The following is a 19733-nucleotide window of genomic DNA, read 5'->3' on the forward strand; positions in this document are numbered from 1 at the left end:
ACGGACCATGCGCATCTCCCGCAGAGCCTTCGCCCTCGCCGCTGCCGCCGTCCTCGCCCTGCCGCTGAGCGCCTGCGGTTCCGGCGGGGACGACGGCGGTTCCACCGACGCCTCGGGCAAGGTCGAGGGCGACATCACCTTCCAGACCTGGAACCTGCGCGCGAACTTCAAGTCGTACTTCGACGGCCTGGTCGCGGACTTCGAGAAGAAGTATCCCGGCACCCATGTGAAGTGGATCGACCAGCCCGCCGAGGGCTATGCCGACAAGATCAGCGCGGACGCCGCCGGCGGCACCCTCCCCGACGTCGTCAACGTCTCCCCGGACCTGGTCGCCCCGCTCGCCAAGGCGGGCCTCGCCCTCGACCTCGACAAGGCGGCGGCCAAGTACAAGTCCGAGTACCTGGCGGGCGCCTGGGCCAGCCACGAGATACCTGGGACCAGCGGGACGTACGCCTTCCCCTGGTACCTGAACACCGGGCCGCTCTTCTACAACAAGACCCTGTTCAAGCAGGCCGGACTCGACCCCGACCAGCCGCCGAAGACGTACGACGAGCTCTTCGCCGACGCGCTGAAGATGGCGCAGCAGAGCGGCGGCAAAGTCGCCACCCTCGCCAACGTGCCGACCATCGAGGACTTCGGGCGCTACGGCTCGCAGCTGATGAACAAGGCGGGGACCGGCTTCGCCTTCAACGACGCAAAGGGCGTCGAACTGCTCACCAAGTACAAGGAGCTGTACGACGCCAAGGCGCTCGACCCGCAGGCGCTGACCGCGACCCCCGAGTCCACCGGCAAGAAGTTCCTCACCGGGGCCGTCGCCATGAACCCCGGCAGCGCCCTCGACCTCGACAACTTCAAGAAGCAGGCGCCGAACCTGTACCAGAACATCGGCATCACCGACCAGATCACCAGCACCGGGCACGTCAACATGTACGTGATGGGCGTGATGGTCAACTCCCGGACCAAGCACACGGCGGCCTCCGTCGCCTTCGCGCACTTCGTGACCGACGCGCAGAACCAGATGTCCTTCGCAAAGAAGGTCGCCATCTTCCCCAGCACCGCGGGCTCCCTCGACGACCCGTACTTCACCAAGGAGGACGGCACCGACGAGACCCGGGTGCGCATCGCCGCCGCCAAGTCGCTGAAGAACGCGGTCAACTACACGCCGGTGCTGTTCAGCGACCAGATGAAGACCGCGCTGCGCAACGAGGTCGCCAAGACGCTGCAGGGCAAGGAGAGCCCCAGGGCGGCCCTCGACAACGCTGTCAAGGCCTGCGACCGGCTGCTCCAGCAGGAGGGCTGAGATCCCGATGGCCGACGTGTCCCGCGTGCGGCGCCAACTGCCCACCAGTCCCTGGCTGTTCGCCGCCCCCGGGCTGCTGGTCGTCGGCGCCTTCGTGCTCTACCCGTTCGTCTCGACCGTGGTCAACTCCTTCACGGACCGCCGCACCCTGATCCCGGGCCGCTTCGTCGGCCTCGCCAACTTCCGTGAGCTGATCCACGACGACATGTTCTGGACCGGCCTGCGCAACAGCACCCTGTACATCGTCGGGGTGGTGCCCGCCCTCGTCGTCCTGCCGCTGCTGCTGGCCCTGCTGGTGCAGAAGAACATCCCCGGCATCACCTTCTTCCGGTCCGCCTTCTACACCCCGGTGGTCGCCTCGGTCGTCGTGGTCGGGCTCGTCTGGGTGTGGCTCCTCGACGAACGCGGCCTGGTCAACTCGCTGCTCGAGACCGTCGGGATGGGCCGGGTCGGCTTCCTCAGCGACCAGTGGCTGCTCCTGCTGAGCGCCATGGCGGTCACGGTCTGGAAGGGCCTCGGCTACTACATGATCATCTATCTGGCGGCGCTCGCCAACGTGCCGCGCGAGCGGCACGAGGCCGCCGCCGTGGACGGCGCCGGAGCGGTCCGCCGCTTCCTCACCGTCACCGTGCCCGCCGTACGCTCCACCATGGTGCTGGTCGCCGCGCTCTCCTCGGTCGCCGCCTTCAAGACGTTCTCCGAGGTCTACCTGCTGGCAGGGCCGGACGGCGGCCCGGCCGGCGAGGACACCACCCTCGTGATGCTCGTCCAGCGGACCGGCACCGGACTCACCGGCCGGGTCGGCTACGCCTCGGCGCTCTCGGTCGTCGTCTTCGTGGTGACGGTGGCACTGATGCTCCTCGTGCTGCGCGCCGACCGGAAGGAGCAGACATGACCGTCACCGAGGAGCGCGTGCGGACCGTGCCCGCGACGAAGGAGGCGCGCGTCACCGACGAACACGGCCGCCGCATCCGGATCGGCGAACTCGTCCTGCGCTACTCCCTGTTGCTGCTCGTCCTGGCCGTCACCGTCGGACCGTTCCTGTGGCAGCTGTCCACCTCGCTCAAGGGCCCGACCGAGGACATCTTCAGCTCACCGCCCGGCTTCGTGCCGGAACACCCCACGCTGCACAACTACCGGCGGGTCGCCGACACCATCCCCGTCTGGGACTACGCCCTCAACTCCCTGAAGGTCGCGAGCGCCAGCGTCGTCACCAACTGCGTCGGCTCGGCACTCGCCGGGTACGCCCTGGCCCGGCTGCGCTACCGCGGCCGCCGGATCGCCACCCTGGTCTTCATCCTCGCGATGCTCGTGCCGGTGGAGGGCATCATCATCGCCCAGTTCACCACCATGCGCGAACTCGGCCTCAACAACACCCTCATCGGCGTCGTCCTGCCCGGCTCGATCGGCGCCATGAACGTGCTGCTGATGCGCAACGCCTTCCTCAACCTGCCCTACGAGATCGAGGAGGCGGCCTACGTCGACGGCGCCGACGTCTGGCAGCGGTTCCTGCGGATCGCCCTGCCGTCGGTCAGGGGCACCGTCGCCGTTGTCGCGATCTTCGCCTTCATGGGTGCCTGGGACGACTTCCTGTGGCCCCTCATCGTGCTCAGCGACCCCTCCAGGTTCACGCTCACCATCGGCCTCAACTACCTGCACGGAACCTTCGCCAACGACGAACGCCTCGTCGCCGCCGGCACCGTCATCGCCGTCGCCCCGCTCATCGTCCTGTTCGCCTGCCTCCAGCGGTACTTCTTCCGCGGCGTCGGCGAAGGCGCCGTCAAAGGCTGAACACCCCGTTCCCGCAAGGAGACCGCATGCCTCCTGCCGTGCGCTTCGGTGTCAACTACACGCCCAGCGAAAGGTGGTTCCACCACTGGCTCGACTTCGACCTGGACTCGGTGCGCGCCGACCTCGACTCGATCGCCGCGCTGGGACTCGACCACATCCGGGTCTTCCCGCTGTGGCCCTACTTCCAGCCCGACCGCACCCTGATCCGCCCCCGCGCGGTGGAGCAGCTCGTCGCCCTCGCCGACGCGGCGGCGGAGCGCGGCCTGGACGTCAACGTCGACGGCCTCCAGGGGCACCTGAGCAGCTTCGACTTCCTGCCCGCCTGGACCCGCACCTGGCACCGGCGCAACCTCTTCACCGATCCGCAGGTCGTCGAGGGCGAGGCCGCCTACCTGCGCACCCTCGCCGCGGCCCTCGCGGACCGGCCCAACTTCATAGGGATGACCATCGGCAACGAGATCAACCAGTTCGCCGCCGGACCGCACCCCGATCCCGACCGGATCGGCGCGGCCGACGCAGAGAGGTGGCTCGTCCGGCTGCTGGCCGCCTGCGCCGAGGGCGCCCCCGGCGGGCTGCACCTGCACGCCTCCTACGACGCCGCCTGGTACCAGGACGACCAGCCCTTCACCCCCACCCACTCGGCCCGCCTCGGCGCGGTCACCGCCGTGCACTCCTGGGTGTTCGACGGCACCGCCCAGCGGCACGGCCGCACCGCCCCGCAGACCGAGCAACACGCCGCCTACCTCGTCGAGTTGAGCAAGGCCTGGGCCGAGGACGCGCGTCGGCCCGTCTGGCTCCAGGAGGTGGGCGCCCCCGCGCCGCTGATCCCCGCCGAGCACGCGGCCGCCTTCGCCGAGGCGACGATCGACGCCGTCCTGGACTGCCCCGGCCTGTGGGGCGTCACCTGGTGGTGCTCCCACGACGTCAGCCGGAGTCTCGCCGACTTCCCCGAACTCGAGTACGGGCTCGGCCTGCTGACCAACGACCGCAAGCCCAAGGACATCGCCCACGTCCTCGCGGCGGCCGAGCCCGCCGCGGCGCGGCCCCGCTCCACGGCGCTCGTCGTGCCCGCCGACCCGGCCCTGCGCTCCCACAACGCCCCCGGCGGACCCGTCTTCGACGCCTGGTTCCGGCTCGCCGCCGACGGCGCCCGCCCCACCACCGTCCTCGACACCCGCGCGGCCGACCGGGACCATCTCACCGCGCGCGGCATCACCGAGGTCGTCACCCCCGAACAGGTTCTCCCCACCCCACAAGGAGGCACCCGCTCGTGAACCCCAGCAGACGCACCGTCCTCATCGCCGCCACCGCGGCGGCCCTTGCACCCACCCGCGCCCTCGCCGCCACCCGGAAGGCCACCGCGGCCGCCACCACGGCCACCCCGCCCTACGCGTCCTACTTCTACCCGGACTCCTTCCCCTCCGGCAGCCCGGGCACCGGCATCACCTGGCGCAGCCTGAAGACCTGGACGGCCGCCGGCGACCCCGACCTCGCCTTCAACGCCGCCTCCGTGCCGCTCGCCACCCGCTTCACCCCGACCCCCGTCAACACCACCGCCCGCTCCGGCCAGGCCCGCATCCAGTCGCTGGTGTCCTTCGGACCGACGTCCGGCAACCCCTCCCAGGGCTCGGCCACCGCCGACTACTACGCCCTCACCCACTGGGCCTACCTCGACGAACTGGTCTTCTGGGGCGGCTCGGCCGGAGAGGGGCTGATCCTCGCCCCGAACGCACCGATCGTCGACGCGGCCCACCGGCACGGCGTCCCCGTCCTCGGCAACATCTTCCTGCCGCCCACCGCCTACGGCGGCCGGCTCCAGTGGACCCGCGACCTGGTCCAGAAGGACGCCGGCGGCCACTACCCGCTCGCCGCCCAGCTCGTCGCCCTGGCCGCCGCCTACGGCTTCGACGGCTGGTTCGTGAACGCCGAGACCGGCGGCGGCAACACCGCCCTCGGCACCGCCATGCTCGGCTTCGTCACCGAGCTCAAGTCCCTGGCCGCGGCCCGGGGCCAGCGGGTCACCTGGTACGACGCGATGACGGTGGGCGGCACGGTCAGCTGGCAGGGCGCGCTGAACAGCCAGAACCAGGCCTTCTTCCAGGCCGCCGACGACATGTTCGTCGACTTCCGGTGGAGCGCCTCGACCCTCGCCTCCTCGGGCACGAAGGCGGTCCAGCTCGGCCGCAGCCGCTACGAGCTCTGGGCCGGGGTCGACGTCGAGTCCAACGGCTCCAACACCTCCGTGAACTGGGACGCGATGGTCCCGAGCGGTTCGGCGCACATCACGTCCATCGGCTTCTACCGGCCCGAGTGGACCCGCAACCACCTGCCCGCGAGCCGTACCCCCGGTGACTTCCACGCCGCCGACGACCGCTTCTGGACCGGGCGGTCACTGGACCCGTCCCGGCCCGACGGCACGGACCCCTGGCGGGCGCCGGCCGTGTCGGTGGCGGACCGCTCGACGGTGACGGCGGTGCCGTTCGCGAGCGTCTTCAACACCGGGCACGGGCTGCGCTGGTACGAGGACGGCGAGGTCGCCGCGGACACGCCCTGGAACCACCTCGGCCTGCAGGACCGGCTCCCCTCCCGGCGCTGGGCGGTCCGGACGTCCGGCACCCGGCCGGCCGTGACCTTCGACTTCGCCGACGCCTGGCGGGGCGGCAGCAGCGTGCTGGTGGACGGTGCCCTGGACCAGCCCGCGGTGCTCGACCTCTACGCGACCCGGCTGCCGATCACGGCACAGACGGTTGTCGAGCTGACGTACCGGACCGACGCTGGGGGCGTGGACGTCGAACTGGCCATCGCCACCGCGGAGCCGGGCAGTGCCGGCGCGGCACCGCCGTACACCTATCTGCCGGTGGACTCCGGCGACGGCTGGTCGACCGCGACCGTCCCGCTCACCGGACTCTCCGGCACGGTCCACGCCCTCGGTGTCCGCCTCACGGCGACCGCCGGGCCGGTCCGCTGGCGGCTCGGCGGCATCGCCGTACGGGAGGCGGCGAGCACCCCCGCCGCTCCCGCCGGCCCGCGGATCACCGCGGCCGACGGCGGCAACCTGCGCCTCGCCTGGGACGCGGCACCCGGCGCCGTACGGCAGTACACCCTGCACCGCCTCCTCCCCGACGGCACCCGCCGGTTCCTCGGCGCCACCGGCCAGCGGGCCTACTACCTGACCGGCCTCCAGCCGGAGCAGGGAGAGACGACGGGACGGTTCGAAGTGCGTGCCGTAGGGGAGCTGTACACCTCGTCGGATCCCGTCACCGTCACGCACACCTGGTAACCGGTAACCAACAAACGGAGCACCCCACATGCATGACGACCGCAGCCTGGTCGAAGCCCGCCTGAGGCGCGTCCTGGACGAGCGCATCCGCCCCGGCGTGTACCCCGAGTCCGTGCCGCTCGACGTCGCGGTGTGGCACGCGCCCGGCGAGCCCGTGCCGGTCGACGAGGGGCTCGCGGCCGAGCCCGAGCCGATCGCGGTGGGCGCCCGGTGGGGTGCTCCATGGGGCACCAGCTGGTTCCGGGTGACCGGAACCGTCCCCGAGGAGTGGGCCGGACGGACCGTGGAGGCCCTCCTCGACCTCGGCTTCGACGAGAACATGCCCGGTTTCCAGTGCGAGGGCCTCGTCTACCGCTCCGACGGCACCCCGGTGAAGGGCCTCAACCCGCGCAACCAGTGGGTCCGCGTCGGCGCCCCCGCCGAAGGCGGCGAACAGGTCAGGCTGCACATCGAGGCCGCCTCCAACCCCGTGATCCTCGACTACCACCCGTTCCGGCCCACCTGGCTCGGCGACAAGGACACCGCCGGGCACCAACCGCAGTACACGCTCACCCGGATGGACCTCGCCGTCTTCGACGAGACCGTGTGGCAGCTCGTCATCGACCTGGAGGTGCTCGGCGAGCTGATGGCCGAACTGCCGGCCGACGCGCAGCGCCGCCACGAGATCCTGCGCGCGGTCGAGCGGGCCCTGGACGCCGTCGACCTCCAGGACGTGAACGGCACGGCGGCCGAGGCCCGTTCCCGTCTCGCCGAGGTCCTCGCCGCCCCGGCCGTCCCCTCCGCGCACCGGATCAGCGCGGTCGGGCACGCGCACATCGACTCGGCGTGGCTGTGGCCGCTGCGCGAGACGGTCCGCAAGGTGGCCCGCACCACGGCCAACATGACCGCCCTCGTGGAGGACGAGCCGGACTTCGTGTTCGCCATGTCCCAGGCCCAGCAGTGGGCCTGGGTGAAGGAGCACCGGCCCGAGGTGTGGGCGCGGGTGAAGAAGGCGGTCGCCGAGGGGCGGTTCGTGCCGGCCGGTGGGATGTGGGTGGAGTCGGACACCAACATGCCGGGCTCGGAGGCGATGGCCCGTCAGTTCGTGCACGGCAAGCGGTTCTTCCTGGACGAGTTCGGGATCGAGAACGACGAGGCGTGGCTGCCCGACACCTTCGGCTTCGCCGCCGGACTCCCGCAGATCATCAGGGCCGCGGGCTCGACCCGCCTGCTCACCCAGAAGATCTCCTGGTCCCAGACGAACAAGTTCCCGCACCACACCTTCCAGTGGGAGGGCATCGACGGCACCCGGATCTTCACCCACTTCCCGCCCGTCGACACCTACAACTGCTCCATGAAGGGCAGCGAACTCGCCCACGCGGCCCGCAACTTCAAGGACAAGGGCCGCGCCCGGCACTCCCTCGCACCCACCGGCTGGGGCGACGGAGGCGGCGGCACGACGCGTGAGATGGTCGCCAAGGCGGCCCGGGTACGGGACCTGGAGGGGGCACCGACGGTCGTCTGGGAGACCCCGGGACAGTTCTTCGCCAAGGCCGAGGCCGAGTACCCCGACCCGCCCGTCTGGGTCGGCGAGCTCTACCTCGAACTGCACCGCGCCACGCTCACCAGCCAGGCGAAGACCAAGCAGGGCAACCGGCGCAGCGAACACCTGCTGCGCGAGGCCGAACTGTGGGCGGCGACGGCGGCCGTACGCACCGGATTCCGCTACCCCTACGCGGACTTGGACCGGATCTGGAAGACGGTCCTGCTCCACCAGTTCCACGACATCCTGCCCGGTTCCTCGATCGCGTGGGTGCACCGGGAGGCGAGGGCGACCTACCAGCGGCTCGCGGCCGAGCTCACCGGGATCATCGACGCGGCCCAGCGGGCCCTGGCGGGGGAGGGCGACCGGCCGCTGCTGTTCAACGCGGCCCCGCACAGCCGGGGCGGCGTCCCCGCCGGCGGCGCGGCGCGGGAGCAGCCGTCCGGCGAGGTGACCGTGTCGGACCGGCCCGAAGGCGGACACGTCCTCGCCAACGGCCTCCTGCGCATCGAGATCGACGCCCGCGGCCTCGTCGTGTCCGCGTACGACCTCGACGCCGAGCGCGAGACCATCGCCCCCGGCACGGCCGCCAACCTGCTCCAACTCCACCCGGACTTCCCGAACATGTGGGACGCCTGGGACGTCGACGCCTTCTACCGCAACGCGGTCACGGACCTCACCCAGACCGACGAGCTGACGGCCGGCGCGGAGGGAGTCCGGATCGTACGGTCCTTCGGCTCGTCCCGGGTCACCCAGGTGCTGTCCCTGCAGCCGGGGGAGCGCCGGCTGCTGATCGACACGGAGGTCGACTGGCACGAGACGGAGAAGTTCCTGAAACTGGCCTTCCCCCTGGACGTGCACGCCGAACGGTACGCGTCCGAAACCCAGTTCGGTCACTTCCACCGCCCGACCCACACCAACACCTCTTGGGAGGCGGCGAAGTTCGAGGCCTGCAACCACCGCTTCGTCCACCTGGAGGAGCCGGGCTGGGGCGTGGCGATCGTCAACGACTCGACGTACGGCCACGACGTCACGCGCAGCGTCCGCACGGACGGCGACCAGGGCACGACCACCACGGTCCGCGCCTCCCTGCTGCGCGCCCCCCGCTTCCCCGACCCCGAGACCGACCAGGGCATCCACCACTTCCGGCACGCCCTGGTGCCGGGCGCGGCAATCGCGGACGCGGTCCGCGAGGGCTGGCGGATCAACCTGGCGGAGCGCCGGGTGACGGGAGCGAAAGACGTCGCTCCACTGGTCACGGTCGACAACGACGCGGTGGTGATCACGGCCGTGAAGCTGGCGGACGGCGGCAGCGGCGACGTGGTGGTCCGCTTCCACGAGGCGCACGGGGGCAGGGCCCGGGCGACGCTGACGGCTGGGTTCGAGGTCGCGGATGTCACGGTGACGGACCTCTTGGAGCGCCCGCTCCCCGACGCACCTGAGCTGCTCGGCAACAGTGTTGGACTGCGCCTGCGCCCGTTCGAGTTGGTGACTTTGCGACTCACACGGGCCTGAGCGCCCCTTCCGGCGCGTCCGCTCAGGTGCCGAGCTGAGCGCGCAGCCACTCCTCCACCTCACCGACATGGGCGGCCGCCGCAGCCCTCGCCGCCTCCGGATCCCGGGCGACGAGGGCGCGGTGGATCGCCGCGTGCTCCCGCCGCGTCCTGTCGAACGCCCCCTCCTCCTCGTACCCCCGCCACACCCGAGCCCGGAACGTCCGGGACGACAGCCCCTCCAGGATCGCGGCCATCGTGTCGTTCCCGGCGGCCCCCGCGATCACCCGGTGGAACGCGAGGTCGTGCGCGAGGATCTCCTCGGGGTCGTCCGTCGCGTTCATCGCCGTGAGGTGCTTCTCCACCTCGGCCAGCTGATCGGCCGTGATCCGGGCGGCGGCCAGCGCCGTCGCCGTCGATTCGAGGACCCGCCGCACCTCCAGCAGCTCCACCAGCTGCGGTCCGCGGGACAGGTCGGCGACCACACCGAACGTCTCCAGCAGGTCGCCCGCCTCCAGCTGGGTGACGTAGATCCCAGAGCCGTGCCGGGCCTCAAGGACGCCGAGGACCGTCAGCGCGCGGATCGCCTCGCGCATGGAGCTGCGGGACATGCCCAGCTGGGCGGCGAGATCCCGTTCCGTCGGCAGCCGCTGGCCCGGCTCCAGGCGGCCCTCCGCGATCATCGCCTTGATGCGCTCGATGGCGCGCTGCGTCACCGTGCCCTTCTGTGGGGCCGTCTCGTCCACACCGCTCCTCCTGTCGCCGATGCGCCGAAGTCTAACCAGCAAGGTGGTCCGACCACTATGGCTCGTTCGAGGGTCAATCGACGGAAAATAAGCGTCCGCGGGGTGTTGAATCCGTCGAGTGGTCTGATAAGTATGCCGTCATCTGCTCGAACACGCTCGATGAGGAGCTGCCAAGATGCCCGGCAGAACACTGAGGAAGCGGAACAGGTCCCGGATCATCGCCGCGACGGCCGTCGCCGTCGGAGCCTCGCTCGTGCTCGCCGCCTGCGGCAGCACCAAGGACACCGGCAGCGACAGCGCCGGAGGCGGCGGCACCGGCAAGGTCGGGGTGATCCTGCCCCTGCTGACCTCGCCGTTCTGGCAGTCGTACAACGACTACGTGCCCAAGATGGCGAAGTCCGAGGGCGTGGACGCGCTGAAGACGGTCAACTCCAACAGCGACCCCTCGCAGCAGATCACCGACATCAACAACGAGCTGAACCAGGGCGTGAAGGGGCTGGTCGTCGCCCCGCTGGACAGCGCAGCCATCGAGGCGGGCCTCGACCAGGCCGAACGCAAGGGCGTGCCGGTGGTCGCCGTGGACGTGGCGCCCGACAAGGGCAAGGTCGCCATGGTCGTACGCGCCGACAACGTCGCCTACGGCGAGAAGGCCTGCGACTACCTCGGCCAGCACGTCACCAGCGGCAAGGTCGTGCAGATCATGGGCGACCTGGCCTCCGTCAACGGCCGGGACCGCTCCGAGGCGTTCCGCTCCTGCGTGAAGAAGAAGTACCCGAAGCTCAAGGTCCTGGAGATCCCCGCCAAGTGGGAGTCCGACACGGCCGCCGCCCAGCTGGGCACCCTGCTCAACGCCAACCCCGACATCAAGGGCATCTACATGCAGGCCGGCGGTGTCTACCTCGCGCCCACCCTGCAGACCCTGAAGTCCAAGGGCATGCTCAAGACGGCCGGGCAGAGCGGGCACATCGTGATCGTCTCCAACGACGGCATCCCGCAGGAGTTCGACGCCATCCGCAAGGGCCAGATCGACGCGACCGTCTCCCAGCCCGCCGACGCCTACGCCAAGTACGGCATGTACTACATCAAGGCGGCGATGGAGGGGAAGACGTTCAAGCCGGGTCCGACCGACCACGACTCCACCATCGTCAAGCTGTCGAGCGGGATCCTTGAGGACCAGCTGCCCGCCCCCCTGGTCACCAAGGACAACGTGGACGACCCGAAGCTGTGGGGCAACACGGTCAAATGATCACGCCACTCGTTGAGGCCCGGGACATCGTCAAGCGGTACGGCCCCACCGTCGCCCTCGCCGACGGCCGGCTCACCGTCCTGCCGGGCGAGTCCCACGCCCTCGTCGGCCGCAACGGCGCCGGCAAGTCCACCCTGGTCAACGTCCTCACCGGCCTCCAGGCCCCGGACGAGGGCACGGTCCGCTTCGACGGCGAGCCCGCGCCCGCGCTCGCCGACCGGGACGCCTGGCGGCGCAAGGTGGCCTGCGTCTACCAGAAGCCGACCGTCGTGCCGGAGCTGACGGTCGCCGAGAACCTCTTCATCAACCGGCAGCCCCTGCACCGGGGTTTCATCAGCTGGCGGCGGCTCCGCAGGGAAGCCGCCGCGCTCCTCGACACCTGGGACGTCCGCGTCGACCCCGAGGCGCGTACCGCCGACCTCAAGGTCGAGGACCGGCAGATGGTCGAGATCGCCCGGGCGCTGAGCTTCGGCGCCCGGTTCATCGTCCTCGACGAGCCGACCGCACAGCTCGACAACCGGGAGATCGAGCGGCTGTTCAGCCGGATGCGGGCGCTCCAGGAATCGGGCGTGACCTTCCTGTTCATCTCGCACCACCTCCAGGAGGTCTACGAGGTCTGCCAGACCGTCACCGTGCTCCGGGACGCCCGCTGGATCGTCACCGCCCCCGTCGCCGAGCTGCCCAGGGCCGCGCTGGTGGAGGCGATGGCCGGCGAGGCCGTGACCCGGCAGGAACAGGCGGCACGGGACGTGGTGCCCGCCGGGGCACCCGTCGTCCTCAGCACCAGCGGGCTCACCGCGGAGTCGTACGGCGGCATCGACCTCACCGTGCGCAGCGGCGAGGTCGTCGGCCTGGCCGGCACCAGCGGCAGTGGCAAGATCGAACTCGCCGAGACCATCGCCGGGCTGCGCACCCCGACCGCCGGGACCGCGCAACTGGAAGGCAGACAGCTGCCGTTCGGGGACGTGCGGGCCGCGCTCCGGGCGGGCGTCGGCTTCGTGCCCCGTGACCGGCACGACCAGGGGCTCGTGGCCGGCATGAGCATCGGTGACAACGCCACCATGACCGTCCTCGACCGGCTCGGCCGCGGCGGGTTCGTCGGCACCGACCGCAAACGGGGCTTCGCCGCCGGGCTGATCGAGCGCCTCGACATCCATGCAGAGGGCCCCGACCAGCCCGTCTCCGACCTGTCCGGCGGCAACGCCCAGAAAGTCGTCATGGCCCGCGCCCTCGCCTCGCAGCCGCGGCTGCTGGTCCTGGTCAACCCCACCGCGGGCGTCGACGTGAAGTCGAAGGAGTCGCTGCTGGCCCGCGTGGACAGCGCCCGTGAGGACGGCACCGCCGTGCTGGTCGTCTCCGACGAACTCGACGACCTGCGCCGCTGCGACCGCGTCCTCGTCCTCTTCCACGGCCGGACCGTCGCCGAACACCCGGCCGGCTGGCACGACCACGAGCTGATCGCCTCCATAGAAGGAGTGGACTCCATGCCCCCGGGAGCTGACTCTCTGCCCGAAGGAGTGGACCATGGCTGAGACCAAGGCCCCGCCGCTCACCCCGGTGCGCTCCCCGGACCCGCGCACGGCCCGCACGGTCGTCCTGCGCCGGGCCCGTGAACTCGCCCTCGTCCCGGCCCTGTTGCTCCTCATGGTGCTCGGCGCGGTGGTCAACGACTCGTTCCTCACCGAGCGCAACCTGATCTCCATCCTCGGCGCCTCCGCCGCCCTCGCGATGGTGGTGCTCGCCGAGTCGCTGGTCCTGATCACCGGCAAGTTCGACCTCTCCCTGGAGTCGGTCGTCGGCATCGCCCCCGCCGTCGGCGCCCTGCTGGTGCTGCCGTCGGCCGAGTCCGGCTGGGGCACGGAGTTCCCGGCCGCCCTCGCCATGGTGGCGATCCTGGTCGTCGGCGCGGCGGTCGGCGCCTTCAACGGCATCCTGGTCGTCAAGTTCAAGCTCAACGCGTTCATCGTGACGCTGGCGATGCTGATCGTGCTGCGCGGTGTCCTGGTCGGCGCCACCAAGGGCAAGACCCTGTTCGGGATGCCCGACAGCTTCTTCACCCTGGCCACCACCACGTTCCTCAGTGTCCCCATGTCGGTCTGGCTGGCCGCGGTCGCCTTCGCGGTCACCGGCCTGGTGCTGAAGTACCACCGGGTCGGCCGCGCCCTGTACGCCATCGGCGGCAACGCCGACGCGGCCCGCGCCGCCGGTATCCGCGTCGACCGGGTGATGCTCGGGGTGTTCGTGGTGGCCGGGGTCCTCGCCTCCGTCGGCGGGATCATGCAGACCGGGTACGTGGGTGCGATCAGCGCCAACCAGGGCAACAACATGATCTTCACGGTCTTCGCCGCGGCGGTGATCGGCGGCATCAGCCTGGACGGCGGCAAGGGCACCATGTTCGGCGCCCTGACCGGCGTACTCCTCCTGGGCGTCGTGCAGAACCTGCTCACCCTGGCGCAGGTGCCGTCGTTCTGGATCCAGGCCATCTACGGCGGCATCATCCTCGTCGCCCTCATGATCGCCCGTGTCACCACGGGACGGGCCCAGGACTGACCGGCCCCCCTCCCGAACTCCCCCCGAAGGAAAGGCAATCCGTGTCCGCGAGCCCCGCCCGCATCACCGCGGTCCATACCTACGACATCCGCTTCCCCACCTCGCGCGAGCTCGACGGCTCCGACGCGATGAACCCGGACCCCGACTACTCGGCGGCCTATGTCGTGCTGAGCACCGACGCGGGCGACGGGCACGAGGGGCACGGGTTCACGTTCACCATCGGGCGGGGCAACGACGTCCAGGTCGCCGCGATCGACGCGCTGCGGAACCATGTGCTCGGCCGCCCGGTCGACGAGGTCTGCGACGACCCCGGATCCGTCTACCGGGACCTGATCGGCGACAGCCAGCTGCGCTGGCTCGGCCCCGAGAAGGGCGTGATGCACATGGCGATCGGCGCGGTCGTCAACGCCGTCTGGGACCTCGCCGCCCGCCGCGCAGGCAAGCCGCTGTGGCAGCTGCTCGCCGACGCCGAGCCCGAGTGGATCGTCCGGCAGATCGACTTCCGCTACCTCACCGACGCCCTCACCCCCGAGGAGGCCCTGGCCATCCTCCAGCAGGGCCGGGAGGGCGCCGAGGAGCGGCGGGCCCGCCTCCTCGAGCGCGGCTTCCCCGCCTACACCACCTCCGCCGGCTGGCTCGGCTACGACGACGAGAAGCTCACCCGGCTCGCCGCCCAGGCGGTCGCCGACGGGTTCCAGCAGATCAAGCTGAAGGTCGGCGCCGACCTCGACGACGACATCAGGCGCTGCCGGGTCGCCCGCCAGGTCGTCGGCCCGGACATCCGCATGGCCATCGACGCCAACCAGCGCTGGAACGTCGACGAGGCGATCCGCTGGACCAAGGCCCTCGCCGAGTTCGATCCGTACTGGATCGAGGAGCCCACCAGCCCCGACGACATCCTCGGCCATGCGGCGATCCGCCGCGCGGTCGCCCCGGTCAAGGTGGCCACCGGCGAGCACGTCCAGAACCGGATCGTCTTCAAGCAGCTGCTCCAGGCCGGTGCCATCGACATCGTCCAGATCGACGCGGCACGGGTCGCCGGCGTCAACGAGAACCTCGCCGTCCTGCTGCTGGCCGCCAAGTTCGGGGTCCCGGTCTGCCCGCACGCGGGCGGGGTCGGACTGTGCGAACTCGTCCAGCACCTCTCGATGTTCGACTACCTGGCCGTCTCCGGCACCGCCGAGGACCGGGTCATCGAGTACGTCGACCATCTGCACGACCACTTCCGCGATCCGGTGGTGATCCGCGAAGGTCATTACGCGGCACCCACCGCACCGGGCTTCTCGGCCGCCCTGCGGCCGGAGTCCGTCGCGGAGTACACGTACCCCGGCGGCGCCTTCTGGGCCGCCGACCCCGAAACACAGAAGGGACAGGCGGCATGACCGACTTCGAGGGGCTGAGGGCCCTGGTCACCGGCGGCGCCTCCGGGATCGGGCGGGCAACCGCCGAACTGCTGGCCGCGCGCGGTGCCCAGGTCGCCGTCCTCGACCTCGACCCGTCCGCCGTCGAGAAGCCGCTGCTGGGCTTCCAGGCCGACGTCACCGACGACGCGTCCGTACGGACGGCCGTGGCGAGCGCCGTGGAAGCACTGGGCGGGCTCGACGTCCTGGTCAACAACGCGGGCATCGGCGCCCAGGGCACGGTCGAGGACAACGACGACGACGAGTGGCGCCGCGTCTTCGACGTCAACGTCCTCGGCATGGTCCGCGCGGCCCGCGCCGCCCTCCCGCACCTGCGCCGCTCCGAGCACGCGGCGATCGTCAACACCTGCTCCATCGCCGCCACCGCCGGCCTGCCGCAGCGCGCCCTGTACAGCGCCACCAAGGGCGCCGTGTACTCCCTGACACTGGCCATGGCCGCCGACCACGTCCGCGAGGGGGTCCGCGTGAACTGCGTCAACCCCGGCACGGCCGACACCCCGTGGATCGGCCGCCTCCTGGACAGTGCGTCCGACCCGGCCGCCGAGCGCGCCGCCCTGGAGGCCCGGCAGCCCGCCGGGCGCCTGGTCTCGGCCGCCGAGGTCGCCGGTGCCATCGCCTACCTCGCGAGCCCGCTCTCCGGCGCCACCACCGGCACCTCCCTCGCCGTCGACGGCGGCATGCAGGGCCTCAGGCTGCGGCCGGTGGGCCGGTGAACGCCCTCGGCCGCAGCGGCGTCCGGGTCAGCCCGCTGGGCCTCGGCGCCGCCGTGATCGGCAACCTCTACACCGAAATCCCCGACCAGCAGGCGTACGACACCGTCACCGCCGCCTGGCAGCGCGGCATCCGCTACTTCGACACGGCCCCGCACTACGGCCTGGGGCTGTCGGAGCGGCGGCTGGGCGAGGCCCTGCGCCAGTACGACCGGGACGCCTACACCCTCTCCACCAAGGCCGGCCGCCGCCTGGAGCCGGGGCCCGGCGACGGCGACGACCTCGCCCACGGCTTCGCCGTGCCCGACACCCTGCGCCGGGTCTGGGACTTCACCGCCGACGGCATCCGCCGCACCCTGGAGGCCAGCCTGGAGCGGCTCGGTCTCGACCGGGTCGACGTCGTCTACCTGCACGACCCCGACGACCACGCCGAACAGGCCTTCCGTGAGGGCTACCCGGCCCTGGAGAAGCTGCGCGCCGAGGGTGTCGTGGGCGCGATCGGCGCCGGGATGAACCAGACGGAGATGCTCACCCGGTTCGTCCGCGACACCGACGTCGACGTGGTGCTGTGCGCCGGCCGCTACACCCTCCTCGACCAGAGCGCCCTCACCGGCCTGCTCCCGGCCGCCGCGGAACGCGGCACCTCCGTGGTGATCGGCGGGGCCTTCAACTCCGGTCTGCTGGCCGACCCGAGACCCGACGCCACCTACGACTACGCCCAGGTCCCCGACGAGCTGCTGTCCCGCGCCCTGCGCCTCAAGGCACTCGCGGAGGAACACGGGACCACGCTGCGTGCCGCCGCACTCGCCTTCTGCGCGGCCCACCCGGCCGTGGCGAGCGTCCTGGTCGGGGCCCGCTCGGCGGCCGAGATCGCGGACGGGGCGGAGCAGTTCGCCGCACACGTCCCCGCCGCCTTCTGGCAGGAGCTGCACGCCTCCGGCCTGCTGCCCGCCGACGCCCCCGTGCCCACGGAGGACGGGTCATGAGGGTCGCCCTGCACACCAGGGTCCGGGCCGACCGCATCCCCGAGTACGAGGCCGCGCACCGCGAGGTCCCCGCCGAACTCACCGACGCCATCCGCGCCGCCGGGGCCACCTCCTGGACCATCTGGCGCAGCCGGGACGATCTCTTCCACGTCCTGGACTGCGCCGACTACGGCCGCCTCCTCGCCGAACTGGAGAAGCTCCCGGTCAACGTGGCCTGGCAGGCCCGGATGGCCGAACTTCTCGACGTCGTCCACGACTACTCCGAGGCGGGCTCGGAGGCCGGCCTGCCCGTCGTATGGGAGCTGCCATGACGATCGACGCCCACCACCACGTCTGGGACCTCTCGGTACGGGACCAGGACTGGATCGCGGGACCCGAACTCCAGGCGCTCCGGCGGAACTTCACCGTCGAGGACCTCGAACCCGAGGCGGCGGCGGCCGGGATCACCCGCACGGTCCTCGTCCAGACGATCACCGTCCTTGAGGAGACCCCCGAGTTCCTCGCCCTCGCCGACGCCCACGAGCTGGTCGCCGGAGTCGTCGGCTGGACCGACCTGACCCGCCCGGACGTCGCCGACGAACTCGCCCGCCTGCGCGAACTCCGCGGTGGCACCTACCTGAAGGGCATCCGCCACCAGGTCCAGGGCGAACCCGACCCGGAGTGGCTGCTGCGCCCGGACGTCGCCCGGGGCCTGGCCGCGCTCGCGGACGCGGGCCTGGTCTACGACCTCGTCGTCCAGGCCCACCAGCTCCCGGCCGCCGTCAAGGCCGCCGAGTCCCACCCGGACCTCACCTTCGTCCTCGACCACCTGGGCAAGCCCCCCATCGCGTCCGGCACCCTCGAACCCTGGGCCACCGCCGTCCGCGCCCTCGCCGCCCGGCCCAACACCGTCTGCAAGCTCTCCGGCATGGTCACGGAGGCCGACCCCGCCTCCTGGACCGTCGACGACCTGCGCCCGTACGCCGACACGGTCCTGGACGCCTTCGGCCCCGACCGCCTGATGTTCGGCTCGGACTGGCCGGTGTGCGTCCTCGCCGGAAGCTACGGCGAAGTCTTCGACGCGGCGAACCAGCTGATCGCCCCCGCCGACCGCACCGCCGTCTTCGAGACCACCGCCACCCGCGTCTACGGCCTCTGAACCGCGCCCGCCAGCCGGGTCGGCGGCAGGTACTCCCGCACATACGTCCGCTCCCAGCACGCGCCCGTCTCCCGAAGCTCCCGCCAGCTGGTGTAGCGGTAGCGGAAGAGACGGGCGCGGACGAAGCGCGGGGGCTCGTCGGGCGGGAAGGGGGAGCGGCGCAGCAGCCGCAGCGTGTCGCGGTCGTTCGCCAGAAGACGCTCCACCAGGCCGCCGAACCAGTCCCCGGCGTACGCGGGGGAGAGGGCGGCGAACCACATCAGCCAGTCCAGGCGGAGGTGGTAGGGCGCGAACTGGCGCGGCCAGTGCCGGGGATCGCCCGGTTTCCCCTTGAACTCGTACTCCCGCCAGTCCGATTCCTCGCGCGGGGTGCCGTCCGGGGTGCCCTCGACCACCACCTCGTAGCGGATCCGGCTGACGCTGCCGAACGCGCCGTAGGTGTTGACCAGGTGGAGCGGGTCGAAGGAGCGGTTCATGACCTGACGGCGGGAGACCATGTTCACCACCGGGCGGTAGCTCAGGAAGAGGAGCAGCGCGGCCACGGCGAGGACGACCACCTCGTACCAGAGCGGAGTCGGCGGTGCCGTACGGCGGTCCGCGGGGAGGCGGAGCGCCGACACGGCCAGCACGATGGTGATCCAGTTCAGCCAGGAGAAGTTGCCGGAGGCCACCAGCCACAGCTGGGTGAGGATCATCAGCGACGCGGCCGCCGTCGCGACCGGCTGCGGGGAGAACAGCAGGAAGGGGACCAGCAGCTGGGTGACGTGGTTCGCGGCCACCTCCGCCTTGTGCACCGGCCCGGGCAGGTGGTGGAAGAACCAGCTCAGCGGGCCGGGCATCGGCTGGGTCTCGTGGTGGTAGTGCAGGCAGGTGAGACTGCGCCAGCAGGCGTCCCCGCGCATCTTGATCAGCCCCGCCCCGAACTCCACCCGGAACAGGATCCAGCGCAGCAGGAAGAGCACCACGACCGGCGGGGCCACCTCGTCGTTGCCGAGGAAGACGGCGAGGAAGCCGGTCTCCAGGAGCAGCGACTCCCAGCCGAACGCGTACCAGGTCTGGCCGACGTTGACGATCGAGAGGTACAGCGCCCAGGGGACCAGCCACAGCACCATCCCGGCCCACAGCGGGAGTTCGGAGTCCGCACCCGCCAGCAGTGCCGCGGAGACCGCACAGCCCGCCCACGCGCAGCCCGCGAAGAGACGGTCCGAGTAGCGCAGGTGGAACAGGCTCGGCGCCCGCCGGAAGGGGACGCGGGCGACGTACCTCGGGATCGGCAGCATCCCGCGCTCGCCGAGCAGGGCCCGGAACTGCAGCGCCGCCGTGAGGAAAGCGACGAGGTACACGGCGGCCAGAGCCCGCTGGAAGACCAGCCGGCTCACCCAGTATCCGGGGTCGGTGAACCAGTCCACGGCCGTGCGCTCCTGCCTCTCTCAAGTGTGCGGCCCCCGGACCGTCCAGGGGCCTGTCACCCTGTGTACCGTGCCTCCCCGCTTGCGTAACCCGGGCGGGTGAAAGGGACAATAAGTGAGGAATTGCCCATAAAGGGTTCC

16 protein-coding genes are annotated in these 19733 nt (G+C 71.3%); 14 read left to right on the top strand and 2 right to left on the bottom strand.

Annotated features, from left to right (window positions below; all coding sequences use genetic code 11):
- Positions 1-7 precede the first annotated feature (7 nt).
- The 6 genes from ACFY0K_RS01125 to ACFY0K_RS01150 are packed head-to-tail and all read left to right on the top strand — an operon-like array spanning position 8 to position 9408.
- On the top strand, positions 8-1300 hold the full coding sequence (locus ACFY0K_RS01125; protein WP_390637998.1) for an extracellular solute-binding protein: 1293 nt from the start codon (positions 8-10) through the stop codon (positions 1298-1300).
- 7 nt (positions 1301-1307) lie between these two features.
- On the top strand, positions 1308-2195 hold the full coding sequence (locus tag ACFY0K_RS01130; protein WP_390637999.1) for a carbohydrate ABC transporter permease: 888 nt from the start codon (positions 1308-1310) through the stop codon (positions 2193-2195).
- Positions 2192-3091: a carbohydrate ABC transporter permease gene (locus tag ACFY0K_RS01135; protein ID WP_390638000.1), complete on the top strand. Its 900-nt coding sequence runs from the start codon at positions 2192-2194 to the stop codon at positions 3089-3091. The genes ACFY0K_RS01130 and ACFY0K_RS01135 overlap by 4 nt, the downstream gene beginning before the upstream one ends.
- A 26-nt stretch (positions 3092-3117) precedes the next feature.
- Positions 3118-4365, top strand: a complete 1248-nt coding sequence (locus ACFY0K_RS01140; protein ID WP_390638001.1) for a glycosyl hydrolase — start codon at positions 3118-3120, stop codon at positions 4363-4365.
- On the top strand, positions 4362-6371 hold the full coding sequence (locus ACFY0K_RS01145; RefSeq protein ID WP_390638002.1) for an endo-beta-N-acetylglucosaminidase: 2010 nt from the start codon (positions 4362-4364) through the stop codon (positions 6369-6371). The genes ACFY0K_RS01140 and ACFY0K_RS01145 overlap by 4 nt, the downstream gene beginning before the upstream one ends.
- Positions 6372-6399: 28 nt before the next feature.
- Positions 6400-9408 carry an alpha-mannosidase gene (locus ACFY0K_RS01150; RefSeq protein WP_390638003.1) on the top strand — a complete coding sequence of 1003 codons (3009 nt, stop codon included), beginning with the start codon at positions 6400-6402 and terminating at the stop codon, positions 9406-9408.
- A gap of 22 nt (positions 9409-9430) precedes the next feature.
- On the opposite strand, the gene ACFY0K_RS01155 is transcribed toward ACFY0K_RS01150, so the two are convergent.
- A complete protein-coding gene (locus ACFY0K_RS01155) occupies positions 9431-10132 on the bottom strand; it encodes a FadR/GntR family transcriptional regulator (protein ID WP_382727798.1) in 702 nt (233 codons plus the stop codon).
- 175 nt (positions 10133-10307) lie between these two features.
- Here ACFY0K_RS01155 and ACFY0K_RS01160 point away from each other — a divergent pair, with 175 nt between their 5' ends.
- The 8 genes from ACFY0K_RS01160 to ACFY0K_RS01195 are packed head-to-tail and all read left to right on the top strand — an operon-like array spanning position 10308 to position 18183.
- Positions 10308-11378, top strand: a complete 1071-nt coding sequence (locus ACFY0K_RS01160) for a sugar ABC transporter substrate-binding protein (protein ID WP_390638004.1) — start codon at positions 10308-10310, stop codon at positions 11376-11378.
- Complete coding sequence (locus ACFY0K_RS01165; RefSeq protein ID WP_390638005.1) at positions 11375-12910, top strand: sugar ABC transporter ATP-binding protein; 1536 nt, start codon at positions 11375-11377, stop codon at positions 12908-12910. The genes ACFY0K_RS01160 and ACFY0K_RS01165 overlap by 4 nt, the downstream gene beginning before the upstream one ends.
- Positions 12903-13928: an ABC transporter permease gene (locus ACFY0K_RS01170; protein ID WP_388712383.1), complete on the top strand. Its 1026-nt coding sequence runs from the start codon at positions 12903-12905 to the stop codon at positions 13926-13928. Before ACFY0K_RS01165 ends, ACFY0K_RS01170 begins: the two co-directional genes overlap by 8 nt.
- A gap of 41 nt (positions 13929-13969) precedes the next feature.
- Positions 13970-15310, top strand: coding sequence for an L-fuconate dehydratase (locus ACFY0K_RS01175; protein ID WP_390638006.1), 1341 nt, complete (start codon positions 13970-13972; stop codon positions 15308-15310).
- The gene (locus ACFY0K_RS01180) at positions 15307-16062 is read left to right on the top strand and encodes an SDR family NAD(P)-dependent oxidoreductase (RefSeq protein ID WP_390638007.1); all 756 of its coding nucleotides are present in this window, start codon (positions 15307-15309) and stop codon (positions 16060-16062) included. Before ACFY0K_RS01175 ends, ACFY0K_RS01180 begins: the two co-directional genes overlap by 4 nt.
- Positions 16059-17045: an aldo/keto reductase gene (locus ACFY0K_RS01185; protein WP_390638008.1), complete on the top strand. Its 987-nt coding sequence runs from the start codon at positions 16059-16061 to the stop codon at positions 17043-17045. Before ACFY0K_RS01180 ends, ACFY0K_RS01185 begins: the two co-directional genes overlap by 4 nt.
- Positions 17042-17356 carry an L-rhamnose mutarotase gene (locus ACFY0K_RS01190; protein WP_390638009.1) on the top strand — a complete coding sequence of 105 codons (315 nt, stop codon included), beginning with the start codon at positions 17042-17044 and terminating at the stop codon, positions 17354-17356. Before ACFY0K_RS01185 ends, ACFY0K_RS01190 begins: the two co-directional genes overlap by 4 nt.
- A complete protein-coding gene (locus ACFY0K_RS01195) occupies positions 17353-18183 on the top strand; it encodes an amidohydrolase family protein (protein ID WP_390638010.1) in 831 nt (276 codons plus the stop codon). Before ACFY0K_RS01190 ends, ACFY0K_RS01195 begins: the two co-directional genes overlap by 4 nt.
- On the opposite strand, the gene ACFY0K_RS01200 is transcribed toward ACFY0K_RS01195, so the two are convergent.
- The gene (locus ACFY0K_RS01200; RefSeq protein ID WP_390638011.1) at positions 18171-19592 is read right to left on the bottom strand and encodes a lipase maturation factor family protein; all 1422 of its coding nucleotides are present in this window, start codon (positions 19590-19592) and stop codon (positions 18171-18173) included. The genes ACFY0K_RS01195 and ACFY0K_RS01200 overlap by 13 nt on opposite strands.
- Between the last annotated feature and the right edge of the window lie 141 nt (positions 19593-19733).

It is taken from the genome of Streptomyces sp. NPDC001507, assembly GCF_042894765.1.
In the GTDB taxonomy this organism is placed as follows: domain Bacteria; phylum Actinomycetota; class Actinomycetes; order Streptomycetales; family Streptomycetaceae; genus Streptomyces.